At 69.6% G+C, this 18,642-nt stretch carries 17 protein-coding genes; 8 read left to right on the plus strand and 9 right to left on the minus strand.

Translation table 11 applies throughout. The features are described 5' to 3' along the window. Positions 1-19 precede the first annotated feature (19 nt). Entirely contained in the window at positions 20-1,090 is a 1,071-nt protein-coding gene (locus tag Pph01_RS38075) for a DNA alkylation repair protein (protein ID WP_204078105.1), read from the plus strand. 7 nt (positions 1,091-1,097) lie between these two features. Here Pph01_RS38075 and Pph01_RS38080 read toward each other — a convergent pair whose 3' ends face one another. Further along, positions 1,098-1,670 carry a hypothetical protein gene (locus Pph01_RS38080; RefSeq protein ID WP_204078106.1) on the minus strand — a complete coding sequence of 191 codons (573 nt, stop codon included), beginning with the start codon at positions 1,668-1,670 and terminating at the stop codon, positions 1,098-1,100. A gap of 162 nt (positions 1,671-1,832) precedes the next feature. Here Pph01_RS38080 and Pph01_RS38085 point away from each other — a divergent pair, with 162 nt between their 5' ends. Further along, positions 1,833-2,660, plus strand: a complete 828-nt coding sequence (locus Pph01_RS38085; RefSeq protein WP_204078107.1) for an alpha/beta fold hydrolase — start codon at positions 1,833-1,835, stop codon at positions 2,658-2,660. Between the two features lie 112 nt (positions 2,661-2,772). On the opposite strand, the gene Pph01_RS38090 is transcribed toward Pph01_RS38085, so the two are convergent. After that, positions 2,773-3,246, minus strand: a complete 474-nt coding sequence (locus tag Pph01_RS38090; RefSeq protein ID WP_204078108.1) for a nuclear transport factor 2 family protein — start codon at positions 3,244-3,246, stop codon at positions 2,773-2,775. Positions 3,247-3,430: 184 nt separating this feature from the next. Between Pph01_RS38090 and Pph01_RS38095 the strand changes: the two genes are divergently transcribed. Next, complete coding sequence (locus Pph01_RS38095) at positions 3,431-3,880, plus strand: hypothetical protein (RefSeq protein WP_204078109.1); 450 nt, start codon at positions 3,431-3,433, stop codon at positions 3,878-3,880. Positions 3,881-3,979: 99 nt separating this feature from the next. On the opposite strand, the gene Pph01_RS38100 is transcribed toward Pph01_RS38095, so the two are convergent. Next, entirely contained in the window at positions 3,980-4,816 is an 837-nt protein-coding gene (locus tag Pph01_RS38100; protein WP_204078110.1) for a helix-turn-helix transcriptional regulator, read from the minus strand. 203 nt (positions 4,817-5,019) lie between these two features. Between Pph01_RS38100 and Pph01_RS38105 the strand changes: the two genes are divergently transcribed. After that, positions 5,020-5,838, plus strand: coding sequence for an SDR family NAD(P)-dependent oxidoreductase (locus Pph01_RS38105; protein WP_239117328.1), 819 nt, complete (start codon positions 5,020-5,022; stop codon positions 5,836-5,838). 189 nt (positions 5,839-6,027) lie between these two features. Here the strand turns inward: Pph01_RS38105 and Pph01_RS38110 are convergent, their stop codons facing one another. Next, positions 6,028-6,861, minus strand: a complete 834-nt coding sequence (locus Pph01_RS38110) for an NAD(P)H-binding protein (RefSeq protein ID WP_204078112.1) — start codon at positions 6,859-6,861, stop codon at positions 6,028-6,030. A gap of 80 nt (positions 6,862-6,941) precedes the next feature. Between Pph01_RS38110 and Pph01_RS38115 the strand changes: the two genes are divergently transcribed. The 3 genes from Pph01_RS38115 to Pph01_RS38125 all read left to right on the plus strand — a co-directional run bounded on the left by Pph01_RS38115 (position 6,942) and on the right by Pph01_RS38125 (position 10,174). Then, the gene (locus Pph01_RS38115) at positions 6,942-7,538 is read left to right on the plus strand and encodes a TetR/AcrR family transcriptional regulator (RefSeq protein WP_239117329.1); all 597 of its coding nucleotides are present in this window, start codon (positions 6,942-6,944) and stop codon (positions 7,536-7,538) included. Positions 7,539-7,920: 382 nt separating this feature from the next. After that, positions 7,921-8,676: a class I SAM-dependent methyltransferase gene (locus Pph01_RS38120; protein WP_204078113.1), complete on the plus strand. Its 756-nt coding sequence runs from the start codon at positions 7,921-7,923 to the stop codon at positions 8,674-8,676. A 964-nt stretch (positions 8,677-9,640) separates the two neighbouring features. Further along, complete coding sequence (locus tag Pph01_RS38125) at positions 9,641-10,174, plus strand: hypothetical protein (RefSeq protein ID WP_204078114.1); 534 nt, start codon at positions 9,641-9,643, stop codon at positions 10,172-10,174. 161 nt (positions 10,175-10,335) lie between these two features. Here the strand turns inward: Pph01_RS38125 and Pph01_RS38130 are convergent, their stop codons facing one another. The 4 genes from Pph01_RS38130 to Pph01_RS38145 are packed head-to-tail and all read right to left on the minus strand — an operon-like array spanning position 10,336 to position 15,861. Further along, complete coding sequence (locus tag Pph01_RS38130) at positions 10,336-11,481, minus strand: acyl-CoA dehydrogenase family protein (protein WP_204078115.1); 1,146 nt, start codon at positions 11,479-11,481, stop codon at positions 10,336-10,338. Continuing rightward, positions 11,482-12,375 carry a hydroxymethylglutaryl-CoA lyase gene (locus tag Pph01_RS38135; RefSeq protein ID WP_204078116.1) on the minus strand — a complete coding sequence of 298 codons (894 nt, stop codon included), beginning with the start codon at positions 12,373-12,375 and terminating at the stop codon, positions 11,482-11,484. Further along, positions 12,366-14,285: an ATP-binding protein gene (locus Pph01_RS38140; RefSeq protein ID WP_204078154.1), complete on the minus strand. Its 1,920-nt coding sequence runs from the start codon at positions 14,283-14,285 to the stop codon at positions 12,366-12,368. Before Pph01_RS38140 ends, Pph01_RS38135 begins: the two co-directional genes overlap by 10 nt. Positions 14,286-14,292: 7 nt before the next feature. Beyond that, the gene (locus tag Pph01_RS38145) at positions 14,293-15,861 is read right to left on the minus strand and encodes a carboxyl transferase domain-containing protein (RefSeq protein WP_204078155.1); all 1,569 of its coding nucleotides are present in this window, start codon (positions 15,859-15,861) and stop codon (positions 14,293-14,295) included. A 55-nt stretch (positions 15,862-15,916) separates the two neighbouring features. On the opposite strand from Pph01_RS38145, the gene Pph01_RS38150 reads away from it, so the two are divergent. After that, positions 15,917-16,495 (plus strand): SACE_7040 family transcriptional regulator, encoded by a 579-nt coding sequence (locus Pph01_RS38150; protein ID WP_239117330.1) that lies wholly within the window; start codon positions 15,917-15,919, stop codon positions 16,493-16,495. 6 nt (positions 16,496-16,501) lie between these two features. Here the strand turns inward: Pph01_RS38150 and Pph01_RS38155 are convergent, their stop codons facing one another. Then, positions 16,502-18,631 (minus strand): thiamine pyrophosphate-dependent enzyme, encoded by a 2,130-nt coding sequence (locus Pph01_RS38155; protein ID WP_239117331.1) that lies wholly within the window; start codon positions 18,629-18,631, stop codon positions 16,502-16,504. Positions 18,632-18,642 lie beyond the last annotated feature (11 nt).

The following is an 18,642-nucleotide window of genomic DNA, read 5'->3' on the forward strand; positions in this document are numbered from 1 at the left end:
GCCTGGCACCCTGTCGGCTGTGGCCGAGCCTTTGAAAGAAATGATCAATGTGGCGTCCGTGGGCCTGCTCGCCGACGGGGTGCGGGCGGCGTGGGCGCCGTTCCGCCGTGACGACTTCGTGGCCGCCGCCACGACCGGCCTCGGCGGCCTGGAGCTGAAGGACCGGGTCCGGCACGTCGCGGGGGCACTCCACGGCGCCCTTCCGCTGCCGTTCCCCGAGGCGGCGGCCGCGCTCCGGGAGGCGGCGGCGCACGTCCGGCTGGACATGTGGAGCGGCTGGCCGGCCACCGAATACGTCGGCACGCGCGGGATCGAGCACCTGGACGAGGCGATGGCCACGCTGGCGGTCCTCACCCCGTTCGCCACCGGCGAGTTCGCGGTCCGTCCCTACCTCGACCACTACCGCGACGACGCCCTGAAGATCATGCACGGCTGGGCCGGGTCCGCGGACGAGCACCTGCGGCGCCTCGCCTCCGAGGGGTCGCGCCCCAGGCTGCCGTGGGGGTCACGCGTCCGCTGGCTGATGTCGCCGGGGCCGACCCTGCCCATCCTCGACCTGCTCCGCGACGACCCGAGCGAATACGTCCGCCGTTCGGTGGCCAACCATGTCAACGACCTCGCGAAGGATCACCCGGAGGTCGCGGTCGGCCTGCTCGGCCGCTGGCGGACCGAGGGCGGCTCGCATGTCGAGCGGGTCGTCCGCCATGCCGTACGCGGACTGATCCGCGCCGGCCATCCTGAGGCCCTGTCGCTGATGGGCGCCGTCCCCGGCAGCGGGGCGGTCGAGTCGCTGGCCCTCGACGGGCCCGAGGTGGCGGTGGGCGGGCGACTGCCGTTCACGGTCACGGTCCGCGCCGACGCCCCCGGGCCCGTGGTGCTCAAGTACGCCGTACGCCGGGACGGCTCACGGAGGGTCTTCCACCTCGGTGAGCGCGTCGCCACCGATCCCGGGCAGCGCTTCACGATTACCAAGTCGCATTCGTTCCGGCCGGTCACGACCAGGACCGAGCCTCCCGGCCCGCGCGTGCTGGAGATCGTCGTCAACGGCGCCGTCCGGGCGAGCGCCGGCTTCACCCTCGTCGAGGGCTGAAGAGTGTCTAGTCGAAGTCGGTGCAGGTCGCGTACCAGTCGCCCGTCAGGTGGTCGGCGGTGGTGACCGGGAGGCCCTTCGCGTCGACGCCCGGTGCGTAGGTGAATCCGCACTGCTCCAGCAGGCCGCCGACGCCGTCCACCCCGAAGATCAGAGCACCTTCGGACCGCTGGACGTCGCTGATGGGGAACACTCCGACGAACCGGTCCACCGAAACGTAATCCTCACCGGCGGGAAGCGACTCGGCGTAGTGGAGCAGCGCCGGTTCGGAAGCGAGGAAGGCGACACGCGTCGGAAGTCCGGTTACCACGAGAGCGGCGGTCACGACGCCGATGATGGGCGGCCAGGCATTCAACGTGCTCCGCCTGGTCCCGGGCCCCACGAGCAGGATCAGCCACCACACACCGGCGAGCAGCCAGGCCCCGAGCGCGGCCAGGACGCCGAGGAAATGACCGCCGGGAAGGGCGAAAGCGATCAATGTCAGTGCCGCCGCGAAAGCCGCCGGGCCGATGAACCACAGCCGTCGCCGTCGGCCTGATCCCGCGTCCGGCCGGGCGCCGGGCGCCTCATTGATCATCACGGACCCGACCTTAGACCACCTCGGAACCCGTGCCATGACGAATTCGCAGGGCTTCCGTGGCCGCACTCGTCATCGGTGCGATCATCACCACGTAGGAAGAATGGAGTCCCGCGTGCGCCATCCGGGACGATGTGAACGGGAACGAGGACGAAGGAAGCGGGCATGCGCATCGACCTGAATGGCGTCGGCATCAACGTGACCGACACCGGGCAGGGCCCGGCGGTCCTGCTGCTGCACGGCTGGCCGGACGACCATCACCTGTGGCGACACCAGGTGGCCGCCCTCACCGCGGCCGGATACCGGACGATCGTCCCCGACCTTCGCGGGCTGGGCGACTCCGACAAGCCCGGCGACGTCGAGGCTTACCGGATGACGCGGCTGGTCGGCGACCAGGCGGCGCTGCTCGACCATCTTCAGGTGCCCGAGGCTCACCTCGTCGCGCACGACTGGGGGGCGGCGATCGCGTGGGTGATGGCGGCGCGGACGCCCGAGCGTGTCGCCAGCCTCACCTGCCTGTCGGTCGGTCATCCCCGCGCGTTCGCGACCGCGGGGTGGGCGCAGCGGCAGAAGTCGTGGTACATGCTGCTGTTCCAGTTCCCCGGGATCGCCGAGCGCTGGCTCGCCCACGATGATTTCCGCAACCTTCGCGAATGGGCACACCATCCCGACCACGACGCGGTGGTGGCCCGGCTTCGTGTTCCCGGGGCGTTGAGCGCGAGCCTCGGTCTGTACCGCGCGAACGTGTCCCCCGAATCGCTGCTCTCCCCGCCGCCCGACCTGCCACCGATCCAGGCGCCGACCATGGGTGTCTGGAGTACCGAGGACATGGCGCTGGTCGAGGACGGCATGACCGGCTCGGCGGCGTACGTGGCCGGTCCATGGCGCTATGAACGGGTCGAAGGGGCCGGACACTGGATGCAACTGGAGGCACCCGACCGGGTCAACGGCCTCCTGCTCGACTTCCTGAACACGATCACCGCCAGATCCTGATCATCCCTATGGGATGAATGGTGGTTCGGCAATGCCGAATGACACGTCGGCGCGCAGGGGATCCCGGTCGTAGCAGAGTTCGACTCTCGCCCATCCACCCCCTGCCGCCGCCCTACGGCCCGGCGGCGGGGCGAAGATGGCGGCTCACGTCGCCGACGAGATCGATACGCACGTTCCGCTCAACGAAGCGCCAGTGCCCGTCACGACATTCGAAGCGATCGTGGTACCGGCCGGCGGCGATGGGTTGCAGGGCGAAGTCCGGCAACGCCTGCAGCACCGTGACATAGGAATGCGAGCCCGCGGTGCCCGCCACCTCGTCGACCTCGATGGCGATGTTGCTGGTGACGTGTTTGGTCCGTGGCGTGCCGTCCTCATAGACGATCAACGTGTCGCGGAACATCTTCTCGACGGCGTGGCGGCCGCTCGCCGATGTGCTGCCGGCGAAGGTCGCGTCGGCGAACAGGGCACCGAGTCCCGCGAAATCGCCCTCGTCCACCAGCGCGGCATACGTCGCGATCAGGTTCTCGATGGCCCGATGGCTCGACAGCGGATCATCGGCTGGACGGGCCGACGAGGATCCTGACATGGTTCACCGCCTCCAGCGGAACGTGGTCGCCTCCGTTCCGACCATAGGACACGGCTACAGCGTGATCTTCGACGCGGCGGGCCCAGGGCGGGAAAACGATGGCGGCGCACCCGTCCACCACGCACTGCCCGGATCACCACGAGCACGGCTGCAGGGCTCGAAACACCACGGGCATAATGTGCCGATGCTCCAGATCGATCCTGGCTACACGATCCATGATTCAACGTGCGACTGCTGTGGCGATCAACGCCGCCAGTCCCGCGGCTTCGTGCACAAGCAGGAAGTCGGCAAGCACGCGATCTTCTTCGCCACCTGCTACCACCATCAAGGCATCCATGAAGCATGGATCGACGTGATCTTCGATGATCAGTGGGGAGCCGAGCACCTGGAAGCCCCGTGTGATCGGCGGATCACCTTCGGCTGCAGAGTCGGGCCCGTCGAGAACAGCCCACTCCCAGCCTGCACCCTCGTCGACGCGGCCTCCGTGGCTCCCGACAAGCCCTTGTACGGGCGCAAGCTGTCGCGCGAAGAAGCTCTTTCACACCCGATGTTGAAGGAGTACTGGGAGGTGGTCGACCATCTCCTGGAGTCCGAGCAAATGCTCAACGGCCACATTTACGGCCGGCAACACTGATGCACTGACCACAGGCGCGGTGAACGAAGGAGAGCGGGTCTCGAACTAGTCGCCATCGTCAGGGGCAGATGGCCGGCCCAGGGCCTGTATCAAAGTCGATCAGACGGATGGGTGGGGCGAGCCGATGGCGGAGAGCAGGGTCAGTTTCTCCGCAGTGGGCGTGCCAGGGGTGGGCGTGAAGAGGGCGAGGACCTGCGAGCGGTCGTCATCGAGGAGGGCCTGGCAGTCCAGCTCCAGCAGGCCGACCTCGGGGTGGGCGACACGTTTGCGTCGGCTGCGGAGGACGGCGACTTCATGGTCGTCCCACAGGGCCGCGAACTCCGGGCTTTCCGCGCGCAGGCGTCCTACCAGGTCGCGGGCTTTGGCGTCGTTGCGGCGGGCGTGGGCGGCGCGCAGGTCGGCGACCAGTATCCGGGACTCCTCTACTTGCAACTGCGGCGGGTACGCCGTGCGTGCCCGTGGTGTGGTGAACCACTGGTAGACGACGTTGCGGGCCATGCCGGTGAGTTCGCGGTGGTCGCCGAAGACGGAGCGCGCCAGCTGGTTCTGCGCGATCGTTTCCCCGAGATCGGTCATGACCTGGGCCGGTATGTCGTGCAGCCGGTCCACGACGCTCAGCAGGATCGGGGAGACGTGGTCGTCACTGCGGGTGCGGTCGGGGACGTTGTGCCCGGCCAGACGGTAGAGGTGGTCCCGCTCGTCGAGGGTGAGCCTCAGCGCGCGGGTCAGCGATTTCAAGACGGCGAGCGACGGCTGCGGCGCACGGCGTTGTTCGAGCCGGGTGTAGTAGTCCGTGGAGATGCCCGCCATCTGGGCCACTTCCTCGCGGCGAAGCCCGGGCGTACGGCGCCGGAGCGTCGGTGACATCCAGGTCTCGGAGGGAGTGAGCCTCTCCCTCCGCGTCCGCAGAAAGTGGGCCAGATTATGGGCATCCATATCTGCAGTATTCGCCTTTCAGAAAAGCCGTGCCAGGGACTGCGAATCCGTGGATGGGCGAACTCTGCCCGCAGCTCGGATCGGGTTACACACTGACTCCGCGGCCGAAACCGGCTGCGGACGATGCGATGTGGAAAGCGAGAGCGATCATGGATACCCCCATCACCTCGAGTGGCTCGGCTTCGGCTCGGCCGCGTACGTGGATGATCACTGGCGCATCCCGGGGCCTGGGCCGGCAGTGGGCGCAGACCGTGCTGGAACACGGTGACCGCGTCGTGGCGACGGCACGCGACGCGGCATCTCTGGAGCCTTTGGCAGAGCGCTACGGCGGCGACGTCCTGACGCTGGGCTTCGATGTCACCGATCCCGAGGCCGTCCGTGAAGCGGTTCGCACAGCCGAAGCCCGTTTCGGAGGGATCGACGTCCTCGTCAACAACGCCGGCCACATGCTGATCGCTGCTGCCGAGGAGGTCACCGAGGATCAGGCCAAGGCGCAGATGGACACCAACTTCTTCGGCGCGTTGTGGATGACCAGGGCGGTCCTGCCGGGGATGCGTGAGCGTCGCGGGGGCCGAATCCTTCAGGTGTCGTCGATCGGTGGCGTGGTGGCCTATCCGGCACTGGGTCTGTACCACGCGTCGAAGTGGGCCCTGGAGGCTTTCAGCCAGTCGCTGGCGGCCGAGGTCGCCGCGTACGGCATCCATGTCACGCTCATTGAGCCGATCATGTTCCCCACCGGACTGTTCGCGACCTCTCCCCAGGTCGAGCCGACACCCGCCTACGAGCACGCCAGGAAAGCACTGTTCGAGCGTGACACCGAACTGAGGCCCGGCGATACCGCCGCCACCGGACGTGCCCTCCTCGAACTGGCCGACGCGCCCGAACCGCCGCTGCGCGCCCTTTTCGGCGCAGGCGGCCTCGACGAACTGCGCCAGGAGTACGGGAAGCGGCTCGAGGAGTGGCAGCGGTGGGAGGGCCTGTCCCGCACAGCGCAGGGGACCGCGACCGCGACCGGTGTGTGACCCCTGGACCGGGCCGACTCCTCGGCCGTTCCCGGCCCGGCGGCGGCTCACAACACTTGTCGCGTGGCTTCCACCTCCCTCACCCGCCTCGTCGGCGCGCGCCCGTTCCTGGTCGGGATGTTCGTCGACGCGCTGTGAAGCCCGCCTGCCCAGCCGTACTGGAGGGACCGCCTCGCGATTGCTACGGCATCAGCGGAAGGCCGCGGCGTTGCGCTGGGCCCAGTCGGTGAACGTGCCGGGGGCGCGGCCGAGGATCCTTCCGGCATCGGGGCTGACGGTCTGTTCGCGGCCGGTCGGGGTGCCGAGGATGTCGAGGGTGGTGTCGGCCACCGGGGCCGGCATGAAGGTGAGCATCTGGGCCCGGGCCTCCTCCCGAGTCTGGTCGATGAAGGTGACGGGCTCCCCAATGGCGTCAGCGATGGCGGCGGCGCGCTGGCGTGGGGTGGTCAGGTCGGGGCCGGTCAGTTCGTAGATCGCTTTCGTGTGGCCGGGCTGAGTGAGCGTGATGGCGGCCACGGCGGCGATGTCGTCAGGGTCGATGACAGGGAGGCCGACCTCGCCGAAGGGGGCGGCCGCCGTGCGGGTGGCCTTGATGGAAGGCGCCCAGGCGTAGGAGTTGGAGGCGAAGCCGCCGGAACGCAGGACGGTCCACTCGGTGCCGGACTCCATGACGGCTTGTTCGAAGGCGGCGAAGGCCCGGCCATGTGACACGGAGTCCGCGCGGGTGACCACGCCTTGGGAGGAGAGCAGGACGATCTTGCCTGCGTCGGCGAACGGGGCGACGACCTGAGCGGGGTCGCCGGCCATCATCAGGTCCCCGCCGACCAGCAGGAAAACCGCGTCGGCCGCGGCGGGCAGGCCCGTGGCCGGCTGCGCGAGATCTGCGATGACCGTGCGGACGCCGTGCGGGACGACGGGCGGGGCGATGCGGCGGGACACCGCGGTCACCTCATGGCCCTGCTCGGTGAGACTGCGGACCAAGGTACGGCCGACGTTTCCGGTTGCACCGGTAACGATGATCACGAGGACATCCTCCGAGTGAGTTAGTTGACTGACTAAGTCGAGGAGGACTGTAGCACGAAGCGGGTTCTATAGTTAGTCAGGTGACTGACTTGAAAACGTCCGCCCGGGTCCAGGCGGCCGGCGCAAAACGGCAGCGGCTCATGGCGGCCGCCGCCGAGGTCGTGCACAGGCAAGGAGTCGAGCGCACCACCATCGCCGACATCGCGCGAGCGGCCGATGTCCCGGTGGGCAACGTGTACTACTACTACAAATCCAAGGACGAGCTCGTCGCCGCCGCGCTGTCGGAGCACGCTCGGCAGCTGGAGCTGCTCACCGGTCGCCTGAACCAGCTCCCCGACCCCCGCGAACGGCTCAAGGGCCTGATCGAGGCCTGGGTGAGCCAGCGCGACCTCGCCGCTCGCTACGGTTGCCCGACCGGCACGCTCGCCGCCGAGCTCGACAAACGCGACGAGGGCGGCCTGGACGTCGAGGCAGGCAGGGTCATCCGGCTGCTGCTCAAGTGGGTTGAGCACCAGTTCCGTGAGCTGGGCCAGCCGGAACCCGGCGGCCTCGCCCTGACGCTGGTGGGTGCCTACCAGGGCATGTCACTGCTGGCCAACGCCCTGCGCGATCCGCGGATCATGGACCGCGAGGGCGCCCGCCTGCTCGCCTGGATCGACTCCCTCGTAGCCGCCTGAGCCCGGCGTCGCGCCGCCCTGGGAGGACATCCTCACGACGCCGACTCCGTCTGAATCACCAGCACACCTGCAGGATGTGACCGCGTCCCGTCTTTGTGGTCAAGACCACACGCCGTCTCCTGAAAATCCAGTCCAGGGGCGATGGTGAGCCGCCCTTGGCCGTCCCTCAAAAGCGTGCTGCCGAGTTGGAGCCGGGCGGCTGAAGGGATGGAATCAAAGGGTTGACGGTGTCTCTTCAGCGACTTCTCCGCCGCTGCCGCAGGGGTGGCAGAAAAACTTCTGACCAGCGCTGATATATCACAGACCACATAAAATCAAACGGTCCCGGACAGGCTATCGACCATCCTTTGAGGGAGCCTCAGTGAACCGAACCATCCGTACGATGGACGACGTCATGGACCTGCTCGATGGACTGTTCACATCGGACGCCGACCGATGGACGGGGAACGCCTCGGCATGGTGGGACCGGTTTTATTCCGACCGCGCAAAACCGATCCCCTTCTTTGCGAGCAAGCCGGACGAAAATCTGACGTCCTACATTGAGCGGGGGCTGGTCAATCCGGGACGGGCTCTGGATCTTGGTTGCGGACCCGGCCGCAATGCCGTCCACCTCGCCTCGCTCGGCTTCGAGGTCGACGCCATCGATCTGTCTCCGCGGGCTGTGGCCTGGGCCGAGGAGCGCGCCCGGGAGGCGGGGGTCGATGTCCGTTTCCACTGCGGGGACGCCTTCACCGCCGACCTCGAACCCGGCCGATATGACCTGGTCTATGACTCCGGCTGCTTGCACCATCTGCCGCCGCACCGCAGGGTGAGCTACCTGAACCTGCTGGACCGGCTGCTGGTTCCTGGCGGTCACTTCGCGCTGAGCTGCTTCGCCGCCAGCGCCATGGGCTCCGAATTGCCCGATGAGGACTTCTATCGCGAAGGCGGCCTCCAGGGCGGCCTGGCGTACACCTTCGACGAACTACGTTGGATCTTCTCCGACTACATCGAGGTGGAAATGCGCCATATGGAAGCGCAAGCGCCCGACGCGTCAGCCTTTGGTGTGCCCTTCCTCCTGGTTGCCCTGTTCCGCCGCCCAGCAGCTGGTGAAAACACCCGCCGAGGTTCAGGCCCGCGCAGTTCTGCGCTGTCCTGATTCTCGCCTGCTGGGCTCTGCCTGGGTTGATGGCAGGCAAGCGACAGGATGATGCCGCCCAGGGCATCTCGGAGATCACCGTCCAGCCAGTCGATCTCTGAGATGCCGCGGGCACATGGCAGAGCGCCCGATCGAAGGTCTCCTGGAGGACCTTGATCGGCGAGGCTCCGGCGATCTTCGTCGACTACGGGACGGCGCCCGGACGGGGACCGGTGTTAGGAGCACCGGGAACCAGCCCGAACGCCGGGAAGCCGTTCGCCGAGGTAGTCCGCCGCGGACCGGTATTGGCAGTTCCGGGAACCGGCCCGAACGCCGGGAAGCCGTTCGCCGAGGTAGTCGGCCGCGGACCGGTATTGGTAGTTCCGGGAACCGGCCCGGGCGGCGGGAAGCCCTCCTGCGCCGCGGCGGCGGGCACGGCGGCCAGCGACATCAAGCCGGCCGCGACGGCTGCGACGGCTGCGGACGACCGGTCACAGATCTTCCTGCGTCGGCTTTTCTCCGCGCTTGCGATCCAACGCGCGAGCAGCATACAGACCTCCTATCGAGACGACGATCCTGTTTCTACATGCGCATTCACGCGATGAAGCGCCGCCGCCGCGCCGATATGGCCGCACCCGACCGATAGCTTGATTCGTTCGTGGCGTATATCGCAATCGGCTCGGCCAATCCTGGACGTATCCGGCCGGCGCTCATTCGTGCCGTCTTGCTCGCGAAACCCCGCGTCCCAAGAACCCGCGACCAGGGGATCCGTCCCGGAGCCTTTAGCGCTAAAAGGTCAAAATGGGCACGGGATCGAGAATATCGGCATCAAGTGGACGACTTTGAACTAGGCGTAACTTATGTTTGCCACCCGCCAATAGGCACCTCAGCGCCTACGTTCTCGCGGAGAGGTAATTTCGGGGTCGCATCGCACGAAAACGCGGTGACACGGAAAGTCCAAATCTCATCACTGGGAGGGAAATCATTGATTTCTCTTTGGAGCAACTCGGTTTCGGGTACGCGCACCGCCGGGCGCCTTCTCGCCTGGGTCGCCGCGACGACGGCGGCCTGCGCGGTCGCGGCACTCTCGGGCTCGGCGGCGGCCGACGCCGCGACGTCGAGGCATGCCTTGGGCAACCCCGGCGGCGGGGACAAGCCGAAGTATGTTGTGGCGCCACCGTCCCGGTGGCTCGACGCCACGATCGTGCGGGCTTTCCCGCCTGCGACCGGCCCGGTCAACTTCGCCGTTTCGGCCAACAACGGCGTCCCGTTCGTCTGGGACCCGGACAGCGCCCCGCTTCACTGGCAGAACCTGCGTAGGGTGCCGGGCAGCATGGGCGGTTATGTGACCAACATCACCGCGAGCGAGGACGCCAGCTCGGTACTCGGCAAGCCCATTCTCGCGATTCTCGTGCGGACCTCCGACAGCAACATCTTCTTCACGCTCTGCAATGTGCAGAGCCCATTCCCGCAGGCGGGGCCCCTGCCGTGCACCGCTTGGGCGCGGCTCCCCGCGTGACGGCGGGTCGGACGAGCTCGCGCCACTGGGCCCTCCAGGCCCAGTAGCCGGGTCGTGGCGTTGACCATGCCCGCGGCGCTTCTTTTGTGATCTTCCTGATTCGACGACAGAAACGATCAACGAAGGCCGCGGGCACCTACGCCCGAATGTTCCCCGACGACTCAGGCGCCCAGGCCGAGTTCGCGGGCGATGAGCATCCGCTGGACCTCGCTGGTCCCCTCCCCGATCTCGAGGATCTTGGCATCACGATAGAAGCGCCCCACCGGGAACTCGTTCATGAAGCCGTAGCCGCCGAAGATCTGGGTGGCGTCCCGCGCGTTGTCCATCGCCGCGTTCGACGAGACGAGCTTGGCGATCGCGGCCTCCTTCTTGAACGGCAGGCCGGCCAGCATCCGCTCGGCGGCGTGATAGTAGGCGAGCCTGGCCGTGTGGACCCGCGCCTCCATATCCGCGATCTTGAACTGGATGGCCTGGTAGCGGCCGATCGCCTGGCCGAAGGCCGTGCGCTCCCCCACGTACCTGACCGACTCGTCCACGCAGCCCTGAGCGAGTCCCACGGACAGCGCCGCGATGGCGACACGGCCCTCGTCCAAGGTCTGCAGGAACTGGGCGTACCCCCGGCCGCGCTCGCCGAGCAGGTTCTCCGCGGGCACCCGGCAGCCCGAGAAGGACAGCTCCCGGGTGTCGGACGCCGACCAGCCGACCTTGGAGTACTTCTTGGACACGGTGAAGCCCGGCGTTCCGGAGGGCACGAGGATGGTCGAGATCTCCGGCTTGGCGCCGTTCCTGCCGGTGATCGCGGCCACGGCCACCACCCCGGTGATGTCCGTCCCCGAGTTGGTGATGAACGCCTTGGTCCCGTCGATGACCCATTCGTTCCCGTCGAGCACGGCGGTGGTCCGCATGCCCCCGGGGACGTCCGATCCGCCGCCGGGCTCGGTCAGGCCGAAGGCCCCCAGCATCTCCCCCGAGGCCAACTTGGGCAGCCAGCGTTCCTTCTGCTCGGCCGTGCCGAACCGCAGGATGGGCATCGTGCCCAGCGACACCGCCGCCTCCAGGGTGATCGCCACCGAGGAGTCGACCCTGGCCAGTTCCTCGAGGGCCAGGCAGAGGGCGAAGTAGTCCCCGCCCATCCCGCCGTACTCCTCGGGGACGGGCAGGCCGAACAGGCCCATCGCGCCCATCTTGCGGACGATCTCGTAGGGGAACTCGCACCGCTCGTAGTAGTCGCCGATGACGGGGGCCACCACCTCGCGGGCGAAGGCCTCGACCGTCTTGCGCAACTCGTTGTACTCGTCGCCCAGCATCTAGATCTCCTTCGCGAGCGCCTGCACGACCCGGGAGGGGCTCGGACGGCCGAGCCTCCCGGCGAGCCACAGGCTGGTGGCGGTCAGTGATCGCACGTCGACCCCGGTCTCGATGCCGAGACCGTCGAGCATCCAGACCAGGTCCTCGGTCGCGAGGTTGCCTGTGGCGCTCTTGGCGTAGGGGCAGCCCCCGATGCCGCCCGTCGAGGCGTCCACCGTGGTCACCCCCATCCGCAGCGCGGTGAGCGTGTTGGCCAGCGCCTGGCCGTAGGTGTCGTGGAAGTGGACCGCGAGCCGTTCGGGGCCGACCCCCTCGCTCTGGAACGCCTCCAGCAGCGCGGTGACGTGGGCGGGCGTGCCGATGCCGATCGTGTCGCCCAGCGACAGCTCGTAACAGCCGAGATCGAGCAGCCTGCGCCCCACCCTGACCACCTGAGCGGGCGCGACCGGGCCCTCCCACGGGTCGGCGAAGCACATGGAGACGTACGCCCTGACGCGCAGGCCGTGCTCCAGGGCCCGTCCCACCACCGGCTCGAACATCTCGAACTGGGAGTCCAGCGACCTGTTGAGGTTGCGCCGCGCGAAGGTCTCCGTCGCGCTGCCGAAGATCGCGATCTCGGTGACCCCGTGCTCCAGCGCGCGGTCCAGGCCGCGTTCGTTGGGCACCAGGACCGGATAGCGCACGCCGGGGACCCGGGGCAGCCCGTCCAGCAGTTCGGCCGCGTCGGCCAGCTGGGGGACCCACTTGGGATGGACGAAGCTGGTGGCCTCGATCGTGGTCAGGCCCGCGGCGGCCAGCCGGCCGATGAACTCCCGCTTCACCTCGACCGGGACGACGACGTCCTCGTTCTGGAGGCCGTCTCTCGGCCCGACCTCGTAGATCGTCACTCGCATGGCGTCACCCTCGCCAGCACGGCGTCGAGCTCGACGGTCTGCCCCGCCCGGACGCGCAGCTCGGCGACCACGCCGTCGTGGGGCGCGGTCACGGTGTGTTCCATCTTCATCGCCTCCACGATGAGCAGGGCCTGTCCCGCGGTCACCTTGTCGCCCTCCGCCGCCTTCACCACCAGCACCGTTCCGGGCATGGGACTGCGGACGACGCCGTCCCCCGTGCGGGCGCCACCGGGCCGGTCCCCGGGGTCCCCCGGCTCGTGCCGGGGGAACGGCCACGCCTGGCCGTCACGGCCGAGCCAGACCAGGTCCCGGTCGCCCGCGACCAGGTATCGCCGGGTGGTGCCGGCCACCGTCACGGCCGCCTCCCCGGCCTCCAGCTCGATCCCGCCACGGCCAAGTGAACGACCATTAACTTCGATCTCCGCGTCGCCCGCCGGCCCGCGCACCTTCGCGTACCGGTGGTCGGTCCAGGCGCGCTCCCCCAGCCGCCAGCCGTCGGCCACGTCCCACGGGTCGCCCGCGGGGTCGCCGGCGGCGCGGGAGTGGAAGACGAGCGCGGCCGCGGCCAGGACCTCGTCGGGCACCGGCCCCCCGGCGAGGTCGGCGAGATGCCGCTCGACGAGGCCCGTGTCCAGGCGCCCCGCCACCACCTCGGGATGGGTCAGCAGCGCGCGCAGGAAGGCGATGTTGGTGGTCACGCCGAGGATCGCGGTCGACGCCAGCGCCCGGTCGAGCCTTCTCAGGGCGTCCTCCCGGTCGGGCGCCCACGCCACGACCTTCGACAACATCGGGTCGTAGTCGCTGCCGACGATCATGCCCTCGGCCAGCCCCGAGTCGACTCGGACGTCCGCGGGCTCGCGCAGCGCCAGGACGCGCCCGCCCGTCGGCAGGAAGTCTCGCGAGGGGTCCTCGGCGTAGACCCGGGCCTCGACGGCGTGGCCCTCCAGCCGGACGGCGTCCTGGCCGAACGGCAACGGCTCCCCCGCGGCGACCCTGAGCTGGAGCTCGACGAGGTCGAGGCCGGTCACCATCTCGGTCACCGGGTGCTCGACCTGCAGCCGCGTGTTCATCTCCATGAAGAAGAACTCGATCGGCCCGGGACCTCCGGGGACGATGAACTCCACCGTGCCCGCGCCGACGTAGCCGACCGATCTGGCGGCCTCGACCGCGGCGGCGCCCATCCGCTCGCGCGTCGCGGGGTCGAGCAGCGGGGACGGCGCCTCCTCGATGATCTTCTGATGGCGGCGCTGCAGGCTGCACTCGCGCTCGCCCAGATGGACGGCGTTGCCGTGGGCGTCGGCCATCACCTGGATCTCGATGTGCCGGGGCGTCTCCACGAACCGCTCGACGAGCAGCGTGCCGTCCCCGAACGCGGCCAGAGCCGTACGGCGGGCGGACTCGACCGCGTCGGGCAGCTCCGCCGCAGTCCTGAGCAGCAGCATGCCCTTGCCCCCGCCGCCCGCGGAGGGCTTGATCAGCGCGGGGAAGTCGTTCCACCCGAGCAGGTCGTCGCCGGGCTCGGCGGCGCCCGGCACCACCGGCACCCCCGCCCGCGCGACCGTCGCCTTGGCTCTGATCTTGTCGCCCATCGCCTCGATCGCGCCGGGCGGCGGGCCGACGAACACCAGGCCCGCCTCGGCGCACCGCCGCGCGAAGTCCGCGTTCTCGGCGAGGAACCCGTAGCCGGGATGCACCGCCTGGGCCCCGGCCTCGAGGGCGGCCTCGATGATCCCGCCGGCGTCCAGGTAACCCCGCGGAAGCCGTACGGCGAGGTCGGCCGCGCGGACATGGGGGGCGTCGCGGTCGGCGTCGCCGTACACGGCGACGGAGCGGACGGCCATCGCCCGCAACGTCCGGATGATCCGGACGGCGATCTCGCCCCGATTGGCGATCAGCACGCTGTCGAACATCATGCGCTCACATCCGGAAGACGCCGTAGCCGACGGGTTCGAGCGGCGCGTTGGCCGCGGCGCCGAGTGCCAGGCCGAGGACCGTCCGGGTGTCGGCGGGGTCGATCACGCCGTCGTCCCAGATCCTGGCCGTCGAGTAGTAGGGGTTGCCCTGGTGCTCGTACTGCGCGCGGATCTCCTCCGCGTCGGCGTTCCCCACGGTGGACAGGACGGTGGCCGCCTGCTCGCCGCCCATGACGGAGATCCGGGCGTTGGGCCACATCCACAGGAACCTCGGCGAGTACGCCCGGCCCGCCATCGCGTAGTTGCCGGCTCCGAACGAGCCGCCGATGATCACGGTGAGCTTCGGCACCCGCGCGCAGGCGACGGCCGTGACCATCTTCGCGCCGTGCTTGGCGATCCCCCCGGCCTCGTAGGCCTTGCCGACCATGAACCCGCTGATGTTCTGCAGGAAGACCAGTGGGATGCCGCGGCGGTCGCACAGCTCGATGAAGTGCGCGCCCTTCAGCGCGGACTCGCTGAACAGGATGCCGTTGTTGGCGACGATCCCCACCGGGTGGCCGTGGATCCGGGCGAAGCCGGTGACCAGGGTGGGACCGTACTCGGCCTTGAACTCCAGGAAGCGACTGCCGTCGACGATCCGGGCGATGACGTCGCGCACGTCGTAGGGCGTCCGGGTGTCCTGGGGGACGATTCCGTACAGCTCGCGCGGGTCGTGAGCCGGGGGCTCCCCCGGGACGACCTCCCACGGCGGTGCCGGGCGCGGCCCGAGCGTGGCGACGATGTCCCTGACGATCTTGAGGGCGTGGGGGTCGTCCTCGGCGAGGTGGTCGGTGACGCCACTGATACGCGCGTGGACCTCGCCGCCGCCCAGTTCCTCGGCCGTGACGGTCTCCCCTGTGGCGGCCTTCACCAGCGGCGGGCCACCGAGGAAGATCGTGCCCTGGCCGCGGACGATCACGGCCTCGTCGCTCATCGCGGGGACGTAGGCGCCACCCGCCGTGCACGAACCGAGGACGGCGGCGATCTGGGCGATGCCCCGCGCCGACATCGTCGCCTGGTTGTAGAAGATCCGCCCGAAGTGCTCGCGGTCGGGGAAGACCTCGTCCTGCCTGGGCAGGAACGCGCCGCCCGAGTCGACCAGGTAAACGCACGGCAGGTTGTTGTGCAGGGCCACCTCCTGAGCGCGGAGGTGCTTCTTGACCGTGACCGGGTAGTACGTCCCGCCCTTGACGGTGGCGTCGTTGGCGACGACCACGCACTCGCGGCCGGAGATCCGCCCGACTCCCGTGATGATGCCCGCGGCGGGCGCCTGACCGTCGTAGAGGCCGGTGGCGGCGAGCGGGGACAGCTCCAGGAACCTCGCCCCGGGGTCGAGCAGCGTGTCCACCCGATCCCTCGGCAGCAGCTTGCCCCGCTGGACATGCCGCTCACGGGACCGTTCGGGACCGCCCAGGGCGGCGGCCGCCAGCCGGTCGCGCAGATCGGCGACGAGGCCCTCGTTCGCCTCCGCGTTCCGCTTGTACGGCTCGGCGCCCGGATCGCACGTGCTCTCCAGCACCGGCCAGGCACTCATGCTCATGGCTCGGATGTTAGTCATCATTAACTGGCTTCGTCTACCATTGGGTGTCGTGACCACCGCACGAACCCCTACCCGCAATCGCCGCGCCGAGATCCTGGACGCGGCGGCCACCCTGTTCGCGGCGCGGGGCTACCACGGGGTGTCCATCGAGGACATCGGCTCGGCCGTGGGGATCTCGGGGCCGGCGCTCTACCGCCACTTCAGCGGCAAGGAGGCGCTGCTGCGCGAGATGTTGCTCGACATCAGCGAGCGGCTGCACGAACAGGGCGCCCGGCTCGCGACCGCGCCCCCGACGGCGGAGGCCGCGCTCGACGCGCTGCTCGACGGTCACATCTCGTTCGCGCTCGGCGATCCCGCGCTCATCCGGGTCCACGAGCGGGAGCTCGACAACGTGCCCGAGCCGGCCCGCCGCGCGATCCGGCGGCTCCAGCGCCTCTACGTCGAGGAGTGGGTGACGGTCCTCAGCGAGCTGCACCCCTCGTGCGAACCGGCGCGTCTGCGCGCCGCGACCCACGCGGTCTTCGGCCTGCTCAACTCGACGCCCAGGAGCGCCGGCGAGCTGGCGCCGGGGGCGATGGCCGCCCTCCTGCACGAGATGGCGCGCGCCGCCTTCGCCGCGCTGCCCTGAAAGCCGTCAGGCGAGCAGTTTTCTGGCCGCGTCCTCGATGTCGGCCTCCGAGAGCAGGACGGTGCCGGAGGCGTCGCCCAGCGGGATGAAGCTGTCGCGTGAGGTCACCCGGGCGATCTTCCCGGTGAACCCGTTGTCGATCAGCGCGGCGATCACGCTCTCGGAGACCCCGCCGCTGCGCCGGGTCTCGTCGGCGATCAGGACCTTGCCGGTGAGCTCCGCCGACTGGATCAGGTCCTCGACGGGCAGGGGGGACAGCCACCGCAGGTCGAGCACCCGGCAGCCCTTGTCCTCCGCCGTGAGCTTCACGGCCGCGCGCAGGCTCATCCGCACGCCGTTGCCGAACGTCACGATCGTGAGGTCGCGGCCGTCGCCGTACGAGCGCGCGCGGCCGACGGGCACATGGGTCTCCGCCCACCTGGTGGGCGGCGCGTAGGACGCGAGCCATCCGCCGTCGCCCTCGTCGAAGAGATCACGGGTGTGGTAGAGCGCGATCGGCTCCAGGAAGACGCAGACGCTTCCGTCGGTGCGGGCGGCGGTGAGGCAGGTGCGCAACATGGCCGCCGCGTCGTCGGGCCGGGCCGGGGACGCGACGACGACTCCGGGGATGTCGCGGAGCGCGGCGATCGAGTTGTCGTTGTGGAAGTGACCGCCGAAGCCCTTCTGGTAGGCGTACGCGGCCACGCGGAGGACCATCGGGTTGCGGAACGCCCCCTGCGAGAAGAACTGCAGCGTGGCGGCCTCCCCCCGGATCTGGTCGAGCGCGTTGTGCAGGTAGGCCAGGTACTGGACCTCGGGGACGGGCAGCATGCCCGACAGCCCGGCGCCGAGCGCGAGGCCGAGGATCGCCTGCTCGTCGAGCAGCGTGTCGAAGACCCGCTCGGAGCCGAACTTCCGCAGCAGGCCGCGGGTCACGCCGTACACGCCGCCCTTTCTGGCGACGTCCTCGCCGAACACCATGACGCCCGGATCCAGCGCCATCATGTCCGCGAGGGTCCTGTTGACGGCCTGGGCGAGCGTGAGCTTGCCCTCCAGCTCGGGAAGCGTGCCGAACGTCCGCTCCCGCACCTCGCCGAGCGCCGCCCTCGCGATCTCGGCGGAGACGGCCTCGGGGTCGCGCGGGGCGAGCGGCGCCATCACCTCCTCCGCGGTGGTGAGGCGCGGCCGGCGGGTGCACTCCATCGCCAGCTTGACGATGTGCTCGCGTTCGGCCTCGTAGCGGGCCAGCAACTCGTCGGGTACGGCGAGGCCGCCCTCGACGAGCAGCCGCGCGGTGGCCACGAGGGGGTCGCGCTCCAGGTCGAGGGCGATCTCCTTGCGGGTCCGGTAGGCGATCTCCACGTCGGAGCCGGCGTGGCCCATCAGCCGGACCGTCCGCATGCGCAGGAACGCGGGCGAACGGGTCGACCGCACGTGCTCGGCGGCCCGGAGGGCCGTGTCGTAGACGTCGGGCAGGTCGCAGCCGTCCGCGTCGAAGTACTCGAGCAGTGGGTGCCGCGCCTGCTCGACCCAGCCCGGGGGCGTCTTCACGCTGATCCCGAGGCCGTTGTCCTCGCAGACGAACAGGACGGGGAGCTGGAGCCCGCGGAATTGGCTGTAGGCGGCGGTGTTGAACCCGCTCAGGGCGGAGGCGTGGTTGAGGGAGGCGTCGCCGAAGCTGCAGACGGCGATGGCGTCGTGCGGCCACCCCGACGGCACGCCGAGGCTCCTGGCGCGTTCGATGGCGAAGCCGACGCCGACCGCACGCGGGAGGTGGCTCGCGATCGTGGACGTCTGCGGGATCACCGCGAGGTCGTGGTGGCCGAACACCTTGTGCCGGCCGCCCGCGATCGGCTCCTCGGACGACGCGGCGAGGCCGAGGAGGACGTCACGCAGCCCTTCCTCGGCCAGTCGTCCGGCCTGTGCGGACCGGGTCAGGTAGAACGCGCCTGACCGGTAGTGCAGGAGAGCGGGGTCGGACACGCGGAGGGCGGCGGCGACCGCCGCGTTGCCCTCGTGCCCGGCCGACCCGATCGTGTAGAAGCCCTCGCCCCGCTCCCGCAGGACCCGGGCGGCGACGTCGAGGAGCCGGCTGGCCAGCTGCACCTCGAACAGCTCGCGGCACCGCGTGCCTGTGAGGGCCGTCCCCGATCGCACCGGCAGGCTCG

The sequence above is a fragment of the Planotetraspora phitsanulokensis genome, assembly GCF_016863295.1.
GTDB lineage: Bacteria > Actinomycetota > Actinomycetes > Streptosporangiales > Streptosporangiaceae > Planotetraspora > Planotetraspora phitsanulokensis.

What these genes read in the sequence shown, in the direction of transcription:
- Pph01_RS38085 (WP_204078107.1), top strand. Translation starts at nt 1,833, where the DNA reads ATGCGCATCGACCTGAATGGCGTCGGCATCAACGTGACCGACACCGGG.
- Pph01_RS38090 (WP_204078108.1), bottom strand. Translation starts at nt 3,246, where the DNA reads ATGTCAGGATCCTCGTCGGCCCGTCCAGCCGATGATCCGCTGTCGAGC.
- Pph01_RS38095 (WP_204078109.1), top strand. Translation starts at nt 3,431, where the DNA reads ATGCTCCAGATCGATCCTGGCTACACGATCCATGATTCAACGTGCGAC.
- Pph01_RS38100 (WP_204078110.1), bottom strand. Translation starts at nt 4,816, where the DNA reads ATGGATGCCCATAATCTGGCCCACTTTCTGCGGACGCGGAGGGAGAGG.
- Pph01_RS38105 (WP_239117328.1), top strand. Translation starts at nt 5,020, where the DNA reads ATGATCACTGGCGCATCCCGGGGCCTGGGCCGGCAGTGGGCGCAGACC.
- Pph01_RS38120 (WP_204078113.1), top strand. Translation starts at nt 7,921, where the DNA reads ATGGACGACGTCATGGACCTGCTCGATGGACTGTTCACATCGGACGCC.
- Pph01_RS38130 (WP_204078115.1), bottom strand. Translation starts at nt 11,481, where the DNA reads ATGCTGGGCGACGAGTACAACGAGTTGCGCAAGACGGTCGAGGCCTTC.
- Pph01_RS38135 (WP_204078116.1), bottom strand. Translation starts at nt 12,375, where the DNA reads ATGCGAGTGACGATCTACGAGGTCGGGCCGAGAGACGGCCTCCAGAAC.
- Pph01_RS38140 (WP_204078154.1), bottom strand. Translation starts at nt 14,285, where the DNA reads ATGTTCGACAGCGTGCTGATCGCCAATCGGGGCGAGATCGCCGTCCGG.
- Pph01_RS38145 (WP_204078155.1), bottom strand. Translation starts at nt 15,861, where the DNA reads ATGAGTGCCTGGCCGGTGCTGGAGAGCACGTGCGATCCGGGCGCCGAG.